Source organism: Brevundimonas naejangsanensis (genome assembly GCF_000635915.2).
In the GTDB taxonomy this organism is placed as follows: Bacteria; Pseudomonadota; Alphaproteobacteria; order Caulobacterales; family Caulobacteraceae; genus Brevundimonas; species Brevundimonas sanguinis.
The window spans coordinates 2167005-2183913 of the sequence record NZ_CP015614.1 but is presented as its reverse complement, the minus strand read 5'-3'; the positions used below and the strand labels follow the sequence as shown (position 1 = coordinate 2183913).

General features: G+C 65.6%; 19 protein-coding genes and 1 tRNA gene. 10 read left to right on the top strand and 10 right to left on the bottom strand.

Going from position 1 to position 16909, the window contains the following annotated elements:
* Nucleotides 1–119: 119 nt before the first annotated feature.
* The 5 genes from cpdR (at nucleotide 120) to DA69_RS10415 (ending at nucleotide 2104) form a co-directional block, all read left to right on the top strand.
* Nucleotides 120–476, top strand: a complete 357-nt coding sequence (gene cpdR, locus DA69_RS10435; RefSeq protein WP_025976193.1) for a cell cycle two-component system response regulator CpdR — start codon at nucleotides 120–122, stop codon at nucleotides 474–476.
* Between the two features lie 115 nt (nucleotides 477–591).
* Nucleotides 592–666, top strand: a tRNA-Val gene (locus DA69_RS10430).
* Between the two features lie 153 nt (nucleotides 667–819).
* A complete protein-coding gene (locus DA69_RS10425; protein WP_025976194.1) occupies nucleotides 820–1092 on the top strand; it encodes a hypothetical protein in 273 nt (90 codons plus the stop codon).
* Between the two features lie 84 nt (nucleotides 1093–1176).
* On the top strand, nucleotides 1177–1368 hold the full coding sequence (locus tag DA69_RS10420) for a hypothetical protein (protein ID WP_025976195.1): 192 nt from the start codon (nucleotides 1177–1179) through the stop codon (nucleotides 1366–1368).
* Between the two features lie 358 nt (nucleotides 1369–1726).
* Complete coding sequence (locus DA69_RS10415) at nucleotides 1727–2104, top strand: hypothetical protein (protein ID WP_025976196.1); 378 nt, start codon at nucleotides 1727–1729, stop codon at nucleotides 2102–2104.
* An 82-nt stretch (nucleotides 2105–2186) separates the two neighbouring features.
* Here the strand turns inward: DA69_RS10415 and DA69_RS14605 are convergent, their stop codons facing one another.
* The 4 genes from DA69_RS14605 to DA69_RS10400 form a co-directional block, all read right to left on the bottom strand.
* The gene (locus DA69_RS14605; RefSeq protein ID WP_145915924.1) at nucleotides 2187–2885 is read right to left on the bottom strand and encodes a DUF6624 domain-containing protein; all 699 of its coding nucleotides are present in this window, start codon (nucleotides 2883–2885) and stop codon (nucleotides 2187–2189) included.
* 462 nt (nucleotides 2886–3347) lie between these two features.
* The gene (locus DA69_RS10410) at nucleotides 3348–3917 is read right to left on the bottom strand and encodes a hypothetical protein (protein WP_025976197.1); all 570 of its coding nucleotides are present in this window, start codon (nucleotides 3915–3917) and stop codon (nucleotides 3348–3350) included.
* A gap of 400 nt (nucleotides 3918–4317) precedes the next feature.
* On the bottom strand, nucleotides 4318–4701 hold the full coding sequence (locus DA69_RS10405; protein WP_025976198.1) for a hypothetical protein: 384 nt from the start codon (nucleotides 4699–4701) through the stop codon (nucleotides 4318–4320).
* A 303-nt stretch (nucleotides 4702–5004) separates the two neighbouring features.
* Complete coding sequence (locus tag DA69_RS10400; RefSeq protein WP_025976199.1) at nucleotides 5005–5256, bottom strand: peptidoglycan-binding domain-containing protein; 252 nt, start codon at nucleotides 5254–5256, stop codon at nucleotides 5005–5007.
* A gap of 91 nt (nucleotides 5257–5347) precedes the next feature.
* On the opposite strand from DA69_RS10400, the gene DA69_RS15120 reads away from it, so the two are divergent.
* On the top strand, nucleotides 5348–5803 hold the full coding sequence (locus tag DA69_RS15120; RefSeq protein ID WP_082891488.1) for an IPTL-CTERM sorting domain-containing protein: 456 nt from the start codon (nucleotides 5348–5350) through the stop codon (nucleotides 5801–5803).
* A gap of 156 nt (nucleotides 5804–5959) precedes the next feature.
* Nucleotides 5960–6406 carry an IPTL-CTERM sorting domain-containing protein gene (locus DA69_RS15115; RefSeq protein WP_419177571.1) on the top strand — a complete coding sequence of 149 codons (447 nt, stop codon included), beginning with the start codon at nucleotides 5960–5962 and terminating at the stop codon, nucleotides 6404–6406.
* 229 nt (nucleotides 6407–6635) lie between these two features.
* On the opposite strand, the gene DA69_RS10385 is transcribed toward DA69_RS15115, so the two are convergent.
* Nucleotides 6636–7013, bottom strand: coding sequence for a hypothetical protein (locus tag DA69_RS10385; protein ID WP_025976202.1), 378 nt, complete (start codon nucleotides 7011–7013; stop codon nucleotides 6636–6638).
* Between the two features lie 140 nt (nucleotides 7014–7153).
* Nucleotides 7154–7336: a hypothetical protein gene (locus DA69_RS10380; RefSeq protein ID WP_025976203.1), complete on the bottom strand. Its 183-nt coding sequence runs from the start codon at nucleotides 7334–7336 to the stop codon at nucleotides 7154–7156.
* A gap of 529 nt (nucleotides 7337–7865) precedes the next feature.
* On the opposite strand from DA69_RS10380, the gene DA69_RS10375 reads away from it, so the two are divergent.
* The 3 genes from DA69_RS10375 (at nucleotide 7866) to hmgA (ending at nucleotide 12811) form a co-directional block, all read left to right on the top strand.
* On the top strand, nucleotides 7866–9395 hold the full coding sequence (locus DA69_RS10375) for a S10 family peptidase (RefSeq protein ID WP_025976204.1): 1530 nt from the start codon (nucleotides 7866–7868) through the stop codon (nucleotides 9393–9395).
* A gap of 176 nt (nucleotides 9396–9571) precedes the next feature.
* Nucleotides 9572–11380 (top strand): translation elongation factor 4, encoded by a 1809-nt coding sequence (lepA, locus tag DA69_RS10370; protein WP_025976205.1) that lies wholly within the window; start codon nucleotides 9572–9574, stop codon nucleotides 11378–11380.
* A 135-nt stretch (nucleotides 11381–11515) separates the two neighbouring features.
* On the top strand, nucleotides 11516–12811 hold the full coding sequence (hmgA, locus tag DA69_RS10365) for a homogentisate 1,2-dioxygenase (protein ID WP_025976206.1): 1296 nt from the start codon (nucleotides 11516–11518) through the stop codon (nucleotides 12809–12811).
* An 84-nt stretch (nucleotides 12812–12895) separates the two neighbouring features.
* Here the strand turns inward: hmgA and DA69_RS10360 are convergent, their stop codons facing one another.
* From DA69_RS10360 to pgl, 4 genes are all read right to left on the bottom strand, one after another.
* Nucleotides 12896–13165, bottom strand: coding sequence for a hypothetical protein (locus DA69_RS10360; RefSeq protein ID WP_025976207.1), 270 nt, complete (start codon nucleotides 13163–13165; stop codon nucleotides 12896–12898).
* Between the two features lie 72 nt (nucleotides 13166–13237).
* Nucleotides 13238–14206 (bottom strand): glucokinase, encoded by a 969-nt coding sequence (gene glk / locus DA69_RS10355; protein ID WP_029972284.1) that lies wholly within the window; start codon nucleotides 14204–14206, stop codon nucleotides 13238–13240.
* Between the two features lie 11 nt (nucleotides 14207–14217).
* Nucleotides 14218–16107 carry a phosphogluconate dehydratase gene (edd, locus tag DA69_RS10350; protein WP_025976209.1) on the bottom strand — a complete coding sequence of 630 codons (1890 nt, stop codon included), beginning with the start codon at nucleotides 16105–16107 and terminating at the stop codon, nucleotides 14218–14220.
* Nucleotides 16107–16808 carry a 6-phosphogluconolactonase gene (pgl, locus tag DA69_RS10345; RefSeq protein WP_025976210.1) on the bottom strand — a complete coding sequence of 234 codons (702 nt, stop codon included), beginning with the start codon at nucleotides 16806–16808 and terminating at the stop codon, nucleotides 16107–16109. The genes edd and pgl overlap by 1 nt, the downstream gene beginning before the upstream one ends.
* Nucleotides 16809–16909 lie beyond the last annotated feature (101 nt).

Below are 16909 nucleotides of genomic sequence, written 5' to 3'. Positions count from 1 at the left end.
TCGCCCATAGCCTGCTTCGCGCGCAAAGGCGCGTCCGGCGAGCCCGCCGTTCGTCTTCATCGCCGGTTTACCCGGCCCGCCTAGTCTGGCGACTGAATTCCAACGGTTTAGACTCGATCATGGCGCGCATTCTTCTGGCCGAAGACGACAACTCCCTCCGCGGCTTCCTGACCCGCGCGCTTGAGCGGGCCGACCATGAGGTCGTGGCCTGCGAGAACGGCGACGACGCCATCGACGCCCTGGACCAGGGTCCCTACGACCTGCTGCTGACCGACATCGTCATGCCCGGCGCCGACGGCATCGAGGTCGCCCGTGTCGCCGCCGCCCGCCAGCCGGGCCTGCGCATCATGTTCATCACCGGCTTCGCCGCCGTCGCCCTCAGCGCCGCACAGGCCTCGCCCCAGGCCAAGGTCCTGTCCAAACCCGTCCACCTGCGCGACCTGGTGACCGAGGTCGAGCGCATGATCGCGGCTTAAGCGAAAGAAAAGTCGAAGAAAGGCGCCGAACCCCCTTGCAGCCTGCGCAAACTGCGGGTTATAGACGCCGCCTTCCCGCCCACCGGCCCAACCGCCGAGGGGCCGCAGAACAGGCGGACGCGTAGCTCAGCGGGAGAGCACTACGTTGACATCGTAGGGGTCACAGGTTCAATCCCTGTCGCGTCCACCATCTGCCTTTCCTTTTAGAATCAGGCCTCTAAGCGGTTTGCGCCACGGTGGCGCGATCTTCGTTCCTCGTCTTGTTGCCAGAATGGTTTCCAGAATGGCGGCCTGACGGACAGCACGAGGCGCTCATCGCGCGACTCAGCTACACCGCTGCGCCATGACACCCGACCAACTGAACCACGCCCTCGACGCTATGGCCGCAGCCGCAGGCGATGACCCCAACCTGGCGCCCGGCCTGATCACAGTGGAGAGCGGCCATTGGGTGGACGTGCTGTCGGCAGTACGCGCGACTTGCGCGGCGCTGAACGACGGCCTGCGCCACAGGGAGATCGTGATCCACGTCGGATCGCAGCAGGAAACGAAGGTGCTGACGCGTGCTGAAGCGGGGGAGCTCGGGGCGCCCTATCGCGATCTGGAGGCTAGAGCCTGATGATCAAAAGCGGCGGCTCCAAATGTCCGCCAAGGGTGGAAGGCGGAAGTTGCTCCCAGAATCGGCTCTCTGTATCGTTGATACATGAGCATTATAGATCGAGCCCCGACTCTGGCCTTCTTCATCGCCATCGCGCTGGGGCTGGCATTGATCGTCTCTGCTCTGATTTCAGGCTCTGATTGGGCGGTCCTCATCGGCTTGGTCGGACTGCTGCTAGCGGGCAAATCGACGCTGACCTTGGTCAAGCGGTTCGGAGCGACCGACCAACCTCAGTAAGTCCCACGGGGACTGAACTCTCTGGATGTCAGCAACGGGTCGATTTCGATCCTGGGCTCCCGCGCCGAAAGCGGACGTTGGCTGTCAGGCCGGAAAGCGGTCGCCGTGGTCGTCCGCTAGGGGTGGACAGCGGAAGTTCAGCGCCGCACGGTGAGGTATGCGGTCTTCAGCCATCACACCCCTCGCAGTCTCCATTGCAGCACTCGCGGCGTGTTCTGCTTCGGTTGCCAACGCGCAACCAGCTTTAGAGCAAGGATTCGCTGGCGCTCTGCGTGGCTGTGAGGAATGGATTCTAAATCCAGAAAGCTGGATCAACGGCCCCGCTCCCTTCATCGCAACGGTAGGCCTGGGCGACACGATGGGGCTGGTTGCCAAGGTCGATGAGGCGTCGCTTCCGCCTCCGGCCTTGCGTCGCGGAAACCGCTACTGGCGCATCAATTCGACAGAGACCGCCGGCTATGTCCTGGTCGTCTCGGACCAGGCGCCCATGTGCCACATCACCGGCGGTGGAAATGTCGATTTGCAGCCCGTGGTGGAAGCCGTCCTGACGTCTGCAGACTTCGCCAGCCGCTGGGAGGCGGTTCGGCAGACCGAGCGGCGAGACATGGCGACGACCACGTTCCGGAACCGGACCGATCCGTCCCTGTCCGCGGTTGTCAGTCGAGCGAAACGGCCGGGCGAGAGGCTAGACCGCGTCCAGGTCTTGGTGACGGCGACGTACGAAACGCAGAACTAAGACTCTGCTTCGATGCCGCGCGCGAACGTCCGCAACGGGTGGAAAGCGGACTTTGAAAAAAAAGGCCAGCGCGATCTAGATTTCAGGGGCTGGGCAGTCTGCTTGGCGCGGCCAGCGTCTGCGCAGCGCCGCTGGGAGCTTCGCGTTTGCAAAGGCTGTCAAAAAGTGAAAGGGACTCCCGCAGCAAAATGTCCATTCCGATCTCGCGACGTCGTTGATCTACGGCATCCACCGAGTCGATGCTCGACCTATCGAACCTCCCGTCGCGACAAGGCCGGTTTGTGCCAAAGGGTTGATGTTGCCCTTCGGCAAGCGCGTTTCGATCAACCATGCGGGCATAGTCTTGCGGCATAAGACGGCCAGCCCTGACTTCGCTCCGCACCATTGGGAGGACCATGTCGCGAAAAGCGCGGCTGGGGCTGCCAGGCGACGGATTCGCATGTTGAGCGATCAACCATGCTCCCTGCGCTGCCTCGCCCTTCAACGGGGGCCATCCGCGAGCCGTAACGATGGAGCGTAGGCGGGAGAAATTATCGTCGTCGACGCGCTTCCAGGCTGCAGCGAGACAGGTTTGATCTCCTTCTTGGCAACCCAATTCAGCATCCGAAGCCCTGCGAACTCCCTGATCCGCGTCCTTGCGGAGCGCGAACTCACGCCCGAGACATTCGTCGTCTGACACATGACAAGCTAGCAGATTTGCCTGATCCAGCGATCTGTACGGCGGGGCAGGCGACGATTGCGTCGTGAGCAGCGCCAGCAGCAATAGGATCATCGTCTTCATCTCCAGCGGTCCATAAAGCTGTCAGCATGAGCGCTGATCCGCAACTAGTCGGCGGCGGCAATGAAAAGTCGCCTATGGGTCGAAAGCAGGCCGCCTGCTCCTTGTCGGAAACGCGACGCTTGGAAACGAAGAAGGCCCGCCCTCCGAAGAGAGTGGGCCTTGAAGGTGAGCTACCCAGTCACCAGAATATTTAGATACGTTCCACTTCTTCACCACCGCCAAATCGCTTTCACCATCCGTATGGACACCCAAAACGAGCTCTAAAGTGCCCGGCTCTTCGAATGACGCATCCGTATGACAAATAGGTAGGATGACGCCCGTGCTTTCTGCGCCCAGCTCTACGTCAAGCTCGATAGCCCACTCGATCTCTCGAATGTGAAACAGCCATCGACTTCAACCGACCCGGATCAGCACCGTTTCTAGCGCAGACATCCCGACGAAGGGTAGCGCCTTAGCTTCCGCTCACGGCCCTATGGAATCGAAAAGGTTGCTGAAGCCGGACGCGAAAAAGAGAAGCAACAGAGAACAGGCGTGAACCCAGCGCGATCGCCAAAGCAAGGCCGCCCCGGCGGCCGCCAAAGCCCCAGACACGATAAGGATCGGCAGCCATTGCGGCTGTCCTGCCGCTATTGCTCCCCATATCAGGGTGATCAGGTTGCATGCGAGGCTGGCCGCCAGCAGGCCCCACCTGTGTGTGATGGTTTCCGCATAGAAGGCCCGCAGGTCGATACCGCTGGCTGGCACATCATCGGGAAGAGCGGAAGCCACCATGAGGAAGCCAAGCGCCAGGAAGAAGAGATTCGGCAGGAACTGGAGGATGGTGAGGGCCTGCCCTTTGGGGGGATAGCCGAACTGCCACCACCAAAAGATGATCAGGCCGAAAAGCATGTAGCCTGCATAAACAAGTGTGAGCCAGTCCCACCTCACACGTCGGCCGGCCCGCAACAACCTGTGTAGGCTGGTGAGAAGATCCGCGACGCCGAGCCCTATGATTACGCCGGAGAAAGCCAGCACGAACTCGTTCAGCGACATGTTCTCCCCCCGCGGACTTAACCCGGCACCCATCACTCATAACGGAATTTCTGGCTCATCCAATGAGCGAACCTAGTTCCTCCAGAACTCGCGCCCGGAAAACGAAGAAGCCCCGCCACCCGGTGAAGGCCGACGGGGCGTGTTGCGGAGCCTGAGGCTCGACGCTGGATCATATTGGTGGCGTCGCCGAAATGATCAGCCCGGCCTCAAGCGAGCCCACCACGGCCGCCCTATTCGCTCGACGGCCTCCGCGTCCCTCGCCTCGCAGGCCCGCACGATCCCGATCACGTCCGCCGTCCGGCCGTTGGCGGTCCGCAGGGCGCCGGTCTGCGCCACCCCGAATGCCATCCAATCCCGCTCGTCGGTGGGCTCCGTCGGAAGGGCGGCGGACGGGACAGGCTCAGTCCACCCGGCCGGGATCAGCGCGGAACACGGCGCACTGTGGGTCACGGTAATCGGAGAGCTGGCACACCCTGCGGCGAGCAGCATCAGCGGCAGCATTGCGATCAGGCGCATGGCGGATTTCCTTTTCAGCCTGGGTGACGATGGAGGCGGTAGAGCGGTCTCGCGCGTCGGCGCGGTCCCGAATGGCGCTGGCGTCGCGTGCAACGGCCGTGCGCCCCTCGGCCAGGCTCTTGCCCGCTTCGGCCTGTCGGGCCCGGTCAGCGGCCTTCTGGCGGTCATCGGCGACGCACATGGTCAGCAGGATCAGGGCGAGGGCGAGACAGACGAAGGCGAGCCAGCCGGTGGTGGTGATGTCGCGCAGGCGGATCATCGCGCCCATTCCCCGGTCTTCTTGTGCAGCCAGGTCAAGAACTGGCCGACCGTATTGTTCTGGAGAATGGCCGGGTTGGCCTTGGTCGCTTCAGGGCGGCCATGCCTGCGCCGGAGAAGTGTGCTGCATAGAGCGAGGCCCGGTTGATCGGGATGCCCTTGGCCTTCAACACCGCGGCGTTTCGAGCGGTGAAGGTCTTGGCCCGGGCCAAATGCTCCTCGGGCGAAGGCTTCAGGCCGCCAAAGGCCGGGCGCCGGATGTACTCGCCTTTGGCGTCCTTGCCCCAGGAGCCGCCTTCTCCGACCCAACTTTTCAGGATGAACTGATAGAGGCCGTCGATGTCGGCGCCCGGACATAGGGTCGGTCGCCACTCTCGATGCGCGACAGCATGGGCCAGTAGGCGGCCGGGATCTCGCTGGCTGGCACGGACGGGACCTTTACACCCGCCAGCGCCGCAAGCTCCCACAGCTTGGCTTCCGTATCGCGCCCAGCCCAGCCGTCTTCCTTCAGGCCGAAGGTGCGCTGGAAGAGGCGCACGAAGTCGTCGTCGCTCATGGTGCTCATGGCGAGGTCTCCAGTTCAGATTGTGATGGTGTGGGTTGTGATTTAAGAACAACGTCGGTACGCCATCAGCTTTAGAAGTCTGGGGCGTGTCATGAAAAAGCTATTCGCAACGGCGGCGGCCGCGACCGTTCTGATCGCGGGAACGGCGACAGCTCAAATCGTACTGCCGTCAGGACAAGTCGGCGCACCGTATTCGGCGGCGCTTACGACGCCATCCGGCTATAGCACAGCCAACTACGTAACCCCCTCCGCGCCTCCGGGGCTATCCGTGGCAGGGGCGACGCTGGTCGGAACCCCGTCAGTCGCGGGAACCTACAATTTCACCGTCGACGTCTCAGGCATGGCCGCATCCATGTGCCCCAGCGCGGTCTTTCCATACAACCCCGTGCCTTGCTTACTGCCCGCCTCGACCAAACAGACTTATAGTGTGCAGGTTGCCGCCGCTCCGGCCCCCGTCCCCACCCTCTCCGAATGGGCGATGATCCTGCTGGGCGTGATGTTGGCTGGCGGTGCGGCCCTGACGATCCAGCGGCGGCGGGCGGCTTAGAAGCAAAGGCGCAGCTGCTCTTGCACGATGCGGATGCTCATCGCGGTCTCCAGTTCAGATTGTGATGTTTGGATTTGCTCTTTCCGACAATCGCGGTTAGGCGATTCGTCTACTTAGGGGAGAGGCGATTTGAAGAAGCTGTTTGCGACGACTGTCATGATTGCTGGGCTACTGTCGTGCGTAGGGGCAGCTGCAGCAGGAACATATCAGGGCGTTGCAAGTCATGACGGTACACAGTGGGAGATTTCTTGGAGTAATGTTTGGCCAACATGCTCATTTAAATCTCTATCTTCTTCTTCACCTTCTGTATTATTAGCTACTATTGACGGCGTCGATAGAGATTTAACTAGATATAATATCAGTGTTAACAACATAACCGGCAAGAATTATTTGACATTCCTCCCGAGCCCTCCTGGCGTCTTGAGTAAGATGACATTTCAGGGCCAGGACTCATTTCAGTGTGACGGCCACACTTTCCTTCTTCCTGGATATGTCGCTCCCACCGCCATTCCCACCATGTCCGAATGGGCGATGATTTTGCTGGGCGTCTTGCTGGCTGGCGGTGCGGCGCTGATGATCCAGCGGCGGCGTCCGGCGGCCTGATCCCCACTCTGGTTGCGCCCGAAGTAGAAGCCGAGGATCAGCAGCATCCCGTCCTTGAACATCGACGCCACCAGCATGACAGCGTCGGCATAGCGCTCGGCCACCATGTCGCCCAGCCAGGCGATCATCGGCAGGAACAGCAGGTTGCCGGCCAGGAAGCCGAGGGCGAGGATCGTCGTGGTGCGCGGCAGGTTGATCACCTGAGGCCACCAGCGGGGCGGTTTGCGCCTCATGCTCCGGCTCCGTTCTTGATGCTGATGCCCGCGACGAAGGCGGCGATGCCGGCCAGCAGCCACGGCGCGGTCTGACGCAGCCAATCGACCAGGGCCTTGGCGCCCTTCTGCTGATCCCGCGTCCCCTCCAGATCGTCGATGCGCTTGAAAGCGGCCGACAGGCGGTCGTTCAGGGCCTTGATCTGGCGCTCGTACTCGCGCGCCTCCAGCTTGATGACCCGCTCGCGCACGTCATCGACCTTGGCGTTCATCCGCTCGACCTGACGGCCAAGGGCTGACACCGCGTCGGTCAGACCGCGCATGGCATGAATTTCGGCCATGCTGACGGCCTCCGGCTTGGTCACCGGAGTAATGATCTCGTCGCCTGCGGACATGCGGGCTCCTACGCGATGGGTTTGGAGAAGAGACGAACCGGGTTCGTCAGCGCCGGGTAAGCCGCCCGGTCGCAACGCCAGCGGCGAACACCGCCAGCAGGATCAGGCCCGCGATCAGGCCGACTTCGAGGATCAGGCGGTCAAACATCGCCGGGCCAGCCGATCATCCAGTCGACAGAGGCCGGATCGGCGGCCGCCCGCACCTGCGACTTCAGCGCCCCGCCGTGGAACAGCAGGGCCGACGCGTGCGCCGTCATCGCCGCCAGCACCTGGAGCACCTGCGCCGCCGTGGTCTGGATGTTCCAGTTGTCCTCGGCCCGCATGGGCAGCGTGCACGCTGTGCAGCAGCGCGTAGACCTACGGACCCAGCCGGCGATCGTTATTGAAGCTTGAACCATCGCACCGGGGCTCTGCCCGAAGCCGGACTCTTGCGCGGGGCCGCCTGCGGTTATCAGTGCTGGACGAAGGCGCTTCGGACGCTTTCGGCGCCGACAAGCTACGGAAAACTCATAGAGCGCCCGGATTTTCATCGTGGGGGGGCAAAGGTTCAATCCCTGCCCGCCGCCATTCTTTACAAGCCGTTGGATGGCCTGAGCGGCGCGAGGCTTGCTTCGCTGAAGCGTGATTCGCCTCTGGCGGCCTGCGGCGGGTTGTTCGCCAGCTCAGAATCTCTTGCTCTCTCGCGCCGTGTTTTCTTCGGGGATTGCCCCGGGACTCATTGACCCGTCCGGGATTATTGCGCTGCCGCCCGGTTTACATTCGGCTCAGCTTGCCGCCCAATCCCCCATTGGGCGACGCTTGTCCGCGCGCCTGGCTCTCGAGGGGAGCCGTGACGCTTATTGGGGGTTGAGGATGAAGAAACTGCTTGTCGCCGCAGTGTCGGCGCTGGCTCTGGCCGGGCCGGTCATGGCCCAGGACGCGGCGCCGGCCGGGGCGCGCTCGGACGCGGCGCGTGAGCGCGGCGAGGCGGCCATTCCGCCGCCCGTGATGTCCGAGACCCGCCACACCGGCGTCTTCGGCGGGCAGCGCATCGCCTATCGCGCCATCGCCGGCGAGACCTATCTGAAGGACAAGGACGGCAAGCCGCTCGCGGCCATGGTGTCTTACAGCTATATCAAGGAAGGTCCGAAGGATCCGAACCGTCCGGTCACCTTCCTGTGGAACGGCGGCCCCGGCTCGGGCTCGCTGTGGCTGCACATGGGCGCCTTCGGGCCCAAGCGCGTGGTCGTGCCCTCGGACGCCAAGGATGACGGCGCGGCGCCGTTTCCGATCATCGACAACCCTGAGTCCCTGCTGGACGTCACCGACATCGTCTTCATCGACCCGATCGGCACCGGCTTCAGCCGCGCCCTGGGCAAGACCGATCCGGCCGACTACTGGGGCGTGACCAAGGACGCCAAGTCGATCGCCGAGTTCATCCGCATGTGGCTGAACACGCATGAGCGCTGGAACGCGCCCAAGTTCATCGGCGGCGAAAGCTACGGCACCACCCGTTCGGCCGCCGTCATCAATGAACTGGAAGGCAGCTACACCGACGTTTCGATCAACGGCATCCTGCTGATCTCGTCGATCCTGGACTTCAGCCTGGCCGCCGATGCGCAGGGCAACGAGCTGGGCTTCGTCACCAATCTGCCGTCGATGGCGGCCACGGCCTGGTATCACGACAAGGTGCCGAACAAGCCCGCCACGGTGGAGGAGTTCGTCGCCGAGGCCCGGGCCTGGGCCATCGGCCCCTACGCCACGGCCCTGCTGAAAGGCAACGACCTGACGGCCCAGGAGCGGGCGGCCATCCTGCCGCAGCTGTCGCGCTACACCGGCGTGTCCCAGGCCTATCTGAGCAACGCCAACCTGCGCCTGTCGCCCAGCCGCTTCTACAAGGAGCTGCTGCGGGATCGCGGCCTGACCATCGGCCGTCTGGACACCCGCTACACCGGCGTCGACTACGACAACGCCGGCGACCGCCCGGACAACGACCCCAGCTTCTACGGCATCGACGGCGCCTATACCGCCGCCATGAACGCCTGGGCGCGCGAAGGGCTGAAGTATTCGCCTGACGTGGTCTATTCCTCGATCGGCGGCACCCGCAACTGGGACTGGAACCTGCCGACCGCCGGGCGCGGCGGCGCCGAGTATCTGAACGTGGCCCCCTATATCGGCCGCGCCCTGCGCGAGAACAGCGCCCTGCGCGTCTGGGTGGGGCAGGGCTACTACGACTTCGCCACGCCCTTCTTCGGCGCCGAATATTCGCTGAACCGTCCGGGCTTCCCGACCGACGGCCGCATCGAGTGGCACTACTACCACTCGGGCCACATGATGTACGTGCGTGAAGACGACCTGAAGAAGCTGTCCAGCGACATCCGCTCCTTCATCCGCGCGCGCTAACCCAGCGTCCGCCAAGGCAGAAGACGCCGCCCGTTCCTGATGCAGGGGCGGGCGGCGTTTTTTGTCGGCTCCCGAGCGGAAGCTCCAGGGCCTGTGGGCCTTGCGGTCTGATCTTGGGCTCCTTGCGCGTCAGCGTCGTGGCGCAAAGTCGCGCGCCGTGCTACGCGCGCCGGACCATGACGACGCCCCCTATCGAACGCATCCGCAATTTCTCGGTGGTCGCCCACATCGACCACGGCAAGTCGACCCTGTCCGACCGCCTGATCCAGTTCACGGGCGGCCTGACCGCGCGCGAAATGTCCGAGCAGGTGCTCGACAACATGGACATCGAGAAGGAGCGCGGCATCACCATCAAGGCGCAGACCGTGCGCCTGAACTACAAGGCCAAGGACGGGCACGACTACGTCCTGAACCTGATGGATACGCCGGGCCACGTCGACTTCGCCTATGAGGTGTCGCGCTCTCTGGCGGCCTGTGAAGGCTCGATCCTGGTGGTGGACGCCTCGCAAGGGGTCGAGGCCCAGACGCTGGCCAACGTCTATCAGGCCATCGACAACAACCATGAGATCGTCCCGGTCCTGAACAAGATCGACCTGCCCGCCGCCGAGCCGGAGCGGGTCAAGGCCCAGATCGAGGACGTCATCGGCCTGGACGCCTCGGACGCCATCGAATGCTCGGCCAAGTCGGGTCTGGGCATCGAAGACGTGCTGGAAGGCATCGTCGCGCGCCTGCCGGCGCCCAAGGGCGACATCAACGCTCCGCTGAAGGCCATGCTGGTCGACGCCTGGTACGACCCCTACCTGGGCGTGGTGCTGCTGGTACGCGTGTTCGACGGCGTGCTGAAGGCGGGGATGCGCGTCAAGATGATGCAGACCGGCTCGACCCATCTGGTCGATCGCGTCGGCGTCTTCCTGCCCAAGAACACGCCCGTCGAGCAGCTTGGCCCCGGCGAGGTCGGCTTCATCACCGCCCAGATCAAGGAAGTCGCCCACGCCGCCGTCGGCGACACCATCACCGACGAGAAGAAGCCGACCGCCGAAGCCCTGAAGGGCTTTAAGGAAGTCCAGTCGGTGGTCTTCTGCGGCCTGTTCCCGGTCGACGCCGCCGACTTCGAGGACCTGCGCGCCGCCATCGGCAAGCTGCGCCTGAACGACGCCAGCTTCACCTATGAGATGGAGAGCTCGGCCGCCCTGGGCTTCGGCTTCCGCTGCGGCTTCCTGGGCCTGCTGCACCTGGAGATCATTCAGGAGCGCCTGAGCCGCGAGTTCAACCTCGACCTGATCGCGACGGCGCCCTCGGTCGTCTACAAGATCGGCCTGCGCGACGGGACCGAGATCGACCTGCACAACCCGGCCGACCTGCCGGACGTCATGCAGATCGAGACGATCAGCGAGCCGTGGATCAAGGCCACCATCCTGACCCCCGACGAATACCTCGGCGGCGTGATCAAGCTGTGCCAGGACCGTCGCGGCAGCCAGATCGAGCTGTCCTATGTCGGCAGCCGCGCGCTTGTGGTCTACGAGCTGCCGCTGAACGAGGTGGTGTTCGACTTCTACGACCGGCTGAAGTCGATCTCGAAGGGGTACGCCTCGTTCGACTATGAGATCACCGACTACAAGGTCGGCGACCTGGTGAAGATGTCGATCCTGGTCAACGCCGAGCCGGTGGACGCCCTGTCGATGCTGGTGCACCGCGCCCGCGCCGAGACGCGCGGCCGCGGCATGGTCGAGAAGATGAAGGAGCTGATCCCTCCGCACATGTTCACCATCCCGATCCAGGCGGCCATCGGGGGCAAGATCATCGCCCGCGAGACAGTGCGCGCCCTGCGCAAGGACGTGACGAGCAAGTGCTACGGCGGCGACGCCACCCGCAAGAAGAAGCTGCTGGAGAAGCAGAAGGCGGGCAAGAAGCGGATGCGCCAGTTCGGCAAGGTCGAGATCCCGCAGGAAGCCTTCATCGCCGCCCTGAAGATGGACGAGGATTGACGGCCGAGCCCGTCGTCTTCATCCCTGTTCGCACAAGGATGATGCCGGGGCGGGTTTGATCCAAGGCAAAGTCATCCCCCTCGGGGTGACGCTGCGATGCGGATCGCTTACATCTCTCGCCAAGGGAGAAACGATATGACGCGATCCAACGCGCCCGCCTATCAGAGTGGCTTCGCCAATCACTTCGCTACGGAGGCCGTGGACGGCGCCCTGCCGGTCGGGCGCAACTCGCCGCAGCGCCCGGCGCTGGGCCTCTATGCCGAACAGCTGTCGGGCACCGCCTTCACCGCGCCGCGCGATCACAATCTGCGCAGCTGGCTGTATCGCCTGCGGCCCTCGGCCCAGCACGGGCCGTATCAGCCGTTCGCGCAGGGCCGGGTGCGGTCCGGCCCCTTCACCGAAACGCCGCCCAATCCCAACCGGATGCGTTGGGACCCGCTGCCCATGCCGGACCAGCCGACCGACTGGGTCGAGGGGCTGACCACCTATGGCGGCAACGGTTGCGCCGATTCCGGCACGGGGGTGGGCGTTCATCTCTATGTCGCCAACCGCTCGATGGTCGACCGCGTCTTCTATTCGGCCGACGGCGAACTGCTGATCGTGCCGCAGCAGGGGACGCAGCGTTTCGTCACCGAGATGGGCCTCATCGAGGCGGCGCCGGGCCACATTGTCGTCATTCCGCGCGGCGTCCGCTTCCGCGTCGAGGTGGACGGTGAGGCGCGCGGCTATGTCTGCGAAAATTACGGCGCGCCCTTCCGCCTGCCGGACCTGGGCCCCATCGGCTCCAACGGCTTGGCCAATCCGCGCGACTTCGAGACGCCCGTCGCCTGGTTCGAGGACGTGGACCGTCCGACGCAGTGCGTTCAGAAATACGGCGGCCAGCTGTGGGCCACGACCTTCGATCACAGCCCGCTGGACGTGGTCGCCTGGCACGGCAACTACGCCCCCTGCCGCTATGACACGGCGCGGTTCAACACCATCGGCACGGTCAGCTTCGACCACCCGGACCCGTCGATCTTCACCGTCCTGACCTCGCCCAGCGATACGCCAGGCACCGCCAACTGCGACTTCGTCATCTTCCCGCCGCGCTGGATGGTGGCCGAAGACACCTTCCGCCCGCCGTGGTTCCACCGCAACGTCATGAGCGAGTTCATGGGGCTGATCTTCGGCGAGTATGACGCCAAGGCGGGCGGCTTCGCGCCGGGCGGCGCCTCCTTGCACAACCGCATGAGCGGCCACGGCCCCGACCAGGCTAGCTGGGACGGCGCGACCAAGGCGGAGCTGAAGCCGCACAAGATCGAGAACACCCTGGCCTTCATGTTCGAGACCCGGATGCCGATCCGCACGACCCAGTGGGCTGAACAGACGCCGCTGATGCAGCTCGATTACGACGACTGCTGGACCGGGTTCCAGAAGGGCGCGGCCGGCTGAGGCCTGGCGGTCCAGCCTGAACTCCAGGCAAGAAAAAGCCCCCATCGCCAGCGCGGTGGGGGCTTGATCATTCTGGACCGTCTCTTAGTTCGACGGGGCCGGCGGATTGGTGCTCGGCGAGGTGTTCGGCGTATTCTCGGTGGTCATGCCGCCGTCGGCGTTGCCCGCTTGTTGCTCGATGCGGTCGGCCTCGGCGTTCAGGGCGCGCTCTTCGGCTTCATTCGGCGTGGCGGCGGCCTGAGCTTCCAGGGCGTCGGCCTTCTGTTCCGCAGCCCGGTCGGCGGCGCTTTCGCCGCAGGCGGCCAGGCCGGCGAAGGCGGCGATGGAGACGGCGGTCAGAACGAGTTTACGCATGGTGTTCCTCCAAAGGTTGAGGCCCGAGTAACGCCTCGTCCTCACATTCGGTTCACGCCCCTGTGATCATTTTTATCGCTCTTGTGCGAGCGCGACGCGCGCGGCCCCCAGCAGGGCGGCGTGTTCGTGCAGGATCACCTTCGTCGGTATGGCGGCCATATAGCCCTCAAACCGCCCCTTACGCTCGAACCGGCGCCGGAAGGGGCTGGCCTGAATGAAGGGCAGGATGCGCGGGACGATGCCCCCGGCGATATAGACCCCGCCGCGCGCGCCGGTGGTCAGGGCGATGTCGCCCGCCACGGCCCCCAGCATGGCGCAGAAGCGGGCCAGGGTGGCGCCGCACGGGCTGTTCGGGTCGTCCAGGGCCTGGGCGGTGATCTGGGCGGGGTCGTCGATATGGGTCTCGCGGCCGTCGATCTCGGCCAGGGCGCGATGCAGGTTCAGCAGGCCGGGCCCGCAGATCAGCCGCTCGATCGACACCCGTTCATAGCGGCGGCGCAGGATGCGCAGCACTTCGTCCTCGACCGCGTCGCCGGGGGCGAAACAGGCGTGGCCGCCTTCACCCGCGAGGGCCGTCTCGCGCCCCTGGGCGTCGCGCGCCAGGGCCGATACGCCAAAGCCCGTGCCGGGCCCGACCACGGCGATGGTCGCGTGTGGATCGCCCTCGTCCGGCCCTCCGAGGGACGCCAGCTGATCCGGCGGCACGACCGGCGCGCCCCAGGCCTGGGCCTCGAAGTCGTTGATCAGCCGCACCGGATCGAGGCCCAGCGTCTGCAGCTCTTGCTCCGACACCCGCCAGGTCGAGTTGGTCATGTCGATGGCGCCGTGCGCGACCGGCCCCGCCACGGCGATCACCCCGCCGCTGGGCCGAACCTCGCACCCGTCCAGATAGGCGGCCACGCCCTCCAGAAAGGTCGGATAGGTCCGGGCGGGAAAGCTGTCGAAATGCTCCAGCACGGTGCGGCCCTCGACGGTGCGGGCCAGGGCGAACCGGGCGTTGGTGCCGCCGACGTCGCCGACCAGAAGCGGGGCAGAGGTCATGCTTTCCTGCGTCATGCGTCCACCGCGCGATCGACCAGGTTCGGATCGGGCGGGCCGTCGTCATGGCCGTTGGCGCCGATGGGGGCGCTGAAACAGACGCTGGCGCCTTGCTCGGCCGTGGACACCGCCTGGCGGAAGGCGCCGAACAGCTCGCGTCCATAACCCCATGACGAGCCCTCTGCGTGGACGCGTGAGCGGGCGGCCGCAGGACGGGCCTTCAGGTCGCCGGCGCCGACGGTGGTCAGCACCCCCGCCTCGGGGTCCAGCCGGATCACGTCGCCGTCGCGCACATGGGCCAGCGGCCCGCCGGCCAGCGCCTCGGGGCTGACATGGATGGCGGCGGGCGTCTTGCCGCTGGCGCCCGACATGCGGCCGTCGGTGACGAAGGCGACCTTGAAGCCCTTGTCCTGCAGCACGCTGAGCGCGGGCGACAGGCTGTGCAGTTCCGGCATCCCATTGGCGCGCGGCCCCTGAAAGCGCAGCACCACCACCACGTCGCGGTCCAGCTTTCCATCCTTGAAGGCCTGCAGCGCGTCTTCCTGGGTCTCGAACACGGCGGCGGGGGCCTCGACGATGCGGTTCTCAGGCTTGACCGCCGAGATCTTGATCACCGCCCGGCCGAGGTCGCCCTGCACCAGCCGCAAACCCCCCTCGCGGTCGAACGGGTCCGTGGCGGGCCGCAGGATGGTCAGGTCCAGGCTCTCACGCACCGTGTCGCGCCAGACCAGTTCGTCGTCCTCCAGCCGAGGCTCCTTGAAATAGGCCTCCAGCCCCTGGCCCATGATGGTCGTCACGTCGGGATGCAGGTTCCCCGCCTCGACCAGCTCGCGGGTGACGAAGGCCACCCCGCCCGCCGCCTGAAAGGCGTTCACATCGGCCGAGCCGTTCGGATAGACCCGCGCCAGCAGCGGCGTGACCGACGACAGCTGGTCCATGTCGGTCCAGTCGATCAGCACCCCCGCAGACCGGGCCATGGCCACAAGGTGGATGGCGTGATTGGTCGACCCGCCGGTGGCCAGCAGGGCGACGATCATGTTGACGATGGTCTTTTCCGACACGACGTCGGCCATCCGGCCGCGCCCCTCGCGCGCCAGCTCGATCGCCCGCTTCGCCGCCGCCGCCGTCAGGGCGTCGCGCAGGCCGGTGTCCGGGTGGACGAAGGCCGTCGACGGCATATGCAGTCCGGCGACCTCCATCATCATCTGATTGGAGTTGGCCGTGCCGTAGAAGGTGCAGGTGCCGGGAGAGTGGTAGCTGGCGATCTCGCTCTTCAGCAGTTCGGCGCGGTCGATCAGCCCTTGCGCGTATTCAGCCCGAACGCGGGCCTTCTCGGCGTTGGGGATGCCGCTGGGCATCGGCCCGGCCGGGGCGAAGACGACGGGCAGATGGCCGAACGCCAGCGCCCCCATGAACAGGCCCGGCACGATCTTGTCGCACACCCCCAGCATCAGGGCGGCGTCGAAGGCGTCGTGGGCCAGGGCCACCCCTGTGGACATGGCGATCACATCGCGGCTGAACAGGCTCAGCTCCATGCCCGGGCGGCCTTGGGTGACGCCGTCGCACATGGCCGGGGTTCCGCCCGCCACCTGCGCCGTGGCGCCGACCTCGCGGGCGGCCTTGCGGATGATCTCCGGAAAGCGCTCGAACGGCTGATGCGCCGACAGCATGTCGTTATAGGCGGTGACGACGCCGAGGTTGGGCTGGGCGCCCGTCATCGCGGTCAGCTTGTCTGCTACCGTCTGCCCGGCGAAGGCGTGGGCCCAGTTGGCGCAGGACAGCTTGGCCCGTCCCGACCCCGATCCCGTCGCCGTGTCCATGCGGCGCAGATAGTCGGCGCGGGTCTTGCGGCTGCGTTCGACGATGCGGGCGGTGACCTCGGCCACCACAGGATTGAGCGCCATCAGTCGGCCTCCGTCCAGATTACTTCAAGGGGGGCGTTCGCCGCGACCAGGGCGGCGATGGGGCTGACGGCCGGATCGCCCGCCGCCTCACGCTTGAACACGGCGCGCTTCTTGGCACCGGTCAGGGCCAGCACCACGCAGCGCGCCGTGACCAGCCACGGCAGGTTGAGCGTCAGTCGCTCCTGCGGCGGCGCCGCGCCGTCACGCCCGGCCGGCACGCCGTAGACGGCGGGTTTCAGGCTGGGCGTCAGAAGGGTGGTCAGCGTCGGGCTGCCGGGGAACATGGAACAGATATGCCCGTCCTCGCCCATGCCCAGTAGGACCGCGTCCAGCGGGCGGCCGTCTGCGGCCAGCGTCTGCGATGCGAGAGCGGCCGCCCGATCCACCGTCACGGCGGGACTGTAGAGCGGGATGAACCGCGCCGCGGCGGCGGGGCCGGTCAGAAGGGCGCGCTTCAACAGGGCCGCGTTCGAGGCGGGTGAAGCTTCAGGCACATAGCGTTCATCCACCAAGGTCGCCGTGACCTTGGTCCAGTCGAGATCGGCCTGCGCCAACCGTGCATAGATGGGCGAGGGGGTCGACCCGCCTGACCCCGCGAACAGGGCGCGCCCGTCGGCCGCAAGCGCCTCCGCCAGCGCTTCGGCCAGCCGGTCTGCGGCGGCCTCGGCCCAGGCCTGGCGGGTGGGAAAGTTCCGGATCATGCCGTCACGCTCCTTCTCCGCTCGGGGGAGAAGGTGGGCCGCAGCGTGGCTCGGATGAGGGGGACGTTAGCCCCACACTCCGCCGTCTTGCGTGATAACAC

Coding starts and splice junctions, on each gene's coding strand:
- cpdR (WP_025976193.1), top strand. CDS start 120: ATGGCGCGCATTCTTCTGGCCGAAGACGACAACTCCCTCCGCGGCTTC.
- DA69_RS10425 (WP_025976194.1), top strand. CDS start 820: ATGACACCCGACCAACTGAACCACGCCCTCGACGCTATGGCCGCAGCC.
- DA69_RS10420 (WP_025976195.1), top strand. CDS start 1,177: ATGAGCATTATAGATCGAGCCCCGACTCTGGCCTTCTTCATCGCCATC.
- DA69_RS10415 (WP_025976196.1), top strand. CDS start 1,727: ATGGGGCTGGTTGCCAAGGTCGATGAGGCGTCGCTTCCGCCTCCGGCC.
- DA69_RS14605 (WP_145915924.1), bottom strand. CDS start 2,885: ATGAAGACGATGATCCTATTGCTGCTGGCGCTGCTCACGACGCAATCG.
- DA69_RS10410 (WP_025976197.1), bottom strand. CDS start 3,917: ATGTCGCTGAACGAGTTCGTGCTGGCTTTCTCCGGCGTAATCATAGGG.
- DA69_RS10405 (WP_025976198.1), bottom strand. CDS start 4,701: ATGGGCGCGATGATCCGCCTGCGCGACATCACCACCACCGGCTGGCTC.
- DA69_RS10400 (WP_025976199.1), bottom strand. CDS start 5,256: ATGAGCACCATGAGCGACGACGACTTCGTGCGCCTCTTCCAGCGCACC.
- DA69_RS15120 (WP_082891488.1), top strand. CDS start 5,348: ATGAAAAAGCTATTCGCAACGGCGGCGGCCGCGACCGTTCTGATCGCG.
- DA69_RS15115 (WP_419177571.1), top strand. CDS start 5,960: ATGATTGCTGGGCTACTGTCGTGCGTAGGGGCAGCTGCAGCAGGAACA.
- DA69_RS10385 (WP_025976202.1), bottom strand. CDS start 7,013: ATGTCCGCAGGCGACGAGATCATTACTCCGGTGACCAAGCCGGAGGCC.
- DA69_RS10380 (WP_025976203.1), bottom strand. CDS start 7,336: ATGCGGGCCGAGGACAACTGGAACATCCAGACCACGGCGGCGCAGGTG.
- DA69_RS10375 (WP_025976204.1), top strand. CDS start 7,866: ATGAAGAAACTGCTTGTCGCCGCAGTGTCGGCGCTGGCTCTGGCCGGG.
- lepA (WP_025976205.1), top strand. CDS start 9,572: ATGACGACGCCCCCTATCGAACGCATCCGCAATTTCTCGGTGGTCGCC.
- hmgA (WP_025976206.1), top strand. CDS start 11,516: ATGACGCGATCCAACGCGCCCGCCTATCAGAGTGGCTTCGCCAATCAC.
- DA69_RS10360 (WP_025976207.1), bottom strand. CDS start 13,165: ATGCGTAAACTCGTTCTGACCGCCGTCTCCATCGCCGCCTTCGCCGGC.
- glk (WP_029972284.1), bottom strand. CDS start 14,206: ATGACCTCTGCCCCGCTTCTGGTCGGCGACGTCGGCGGCACCAACGCC.
- edd (WP_025976209.1), bottom strand. CDS start 16,107: ATGGCGCTCAATCCTGTGGTGGCCGAGGTCACCGCCCGCATCGTCGAA.
- pgl (WP_025976210.1), bottom strand. CDS start 16,808: ATGATCCGGAACTTTCCCACCCGCCAGGCCTGGGCCGAGGCCGCCGCA.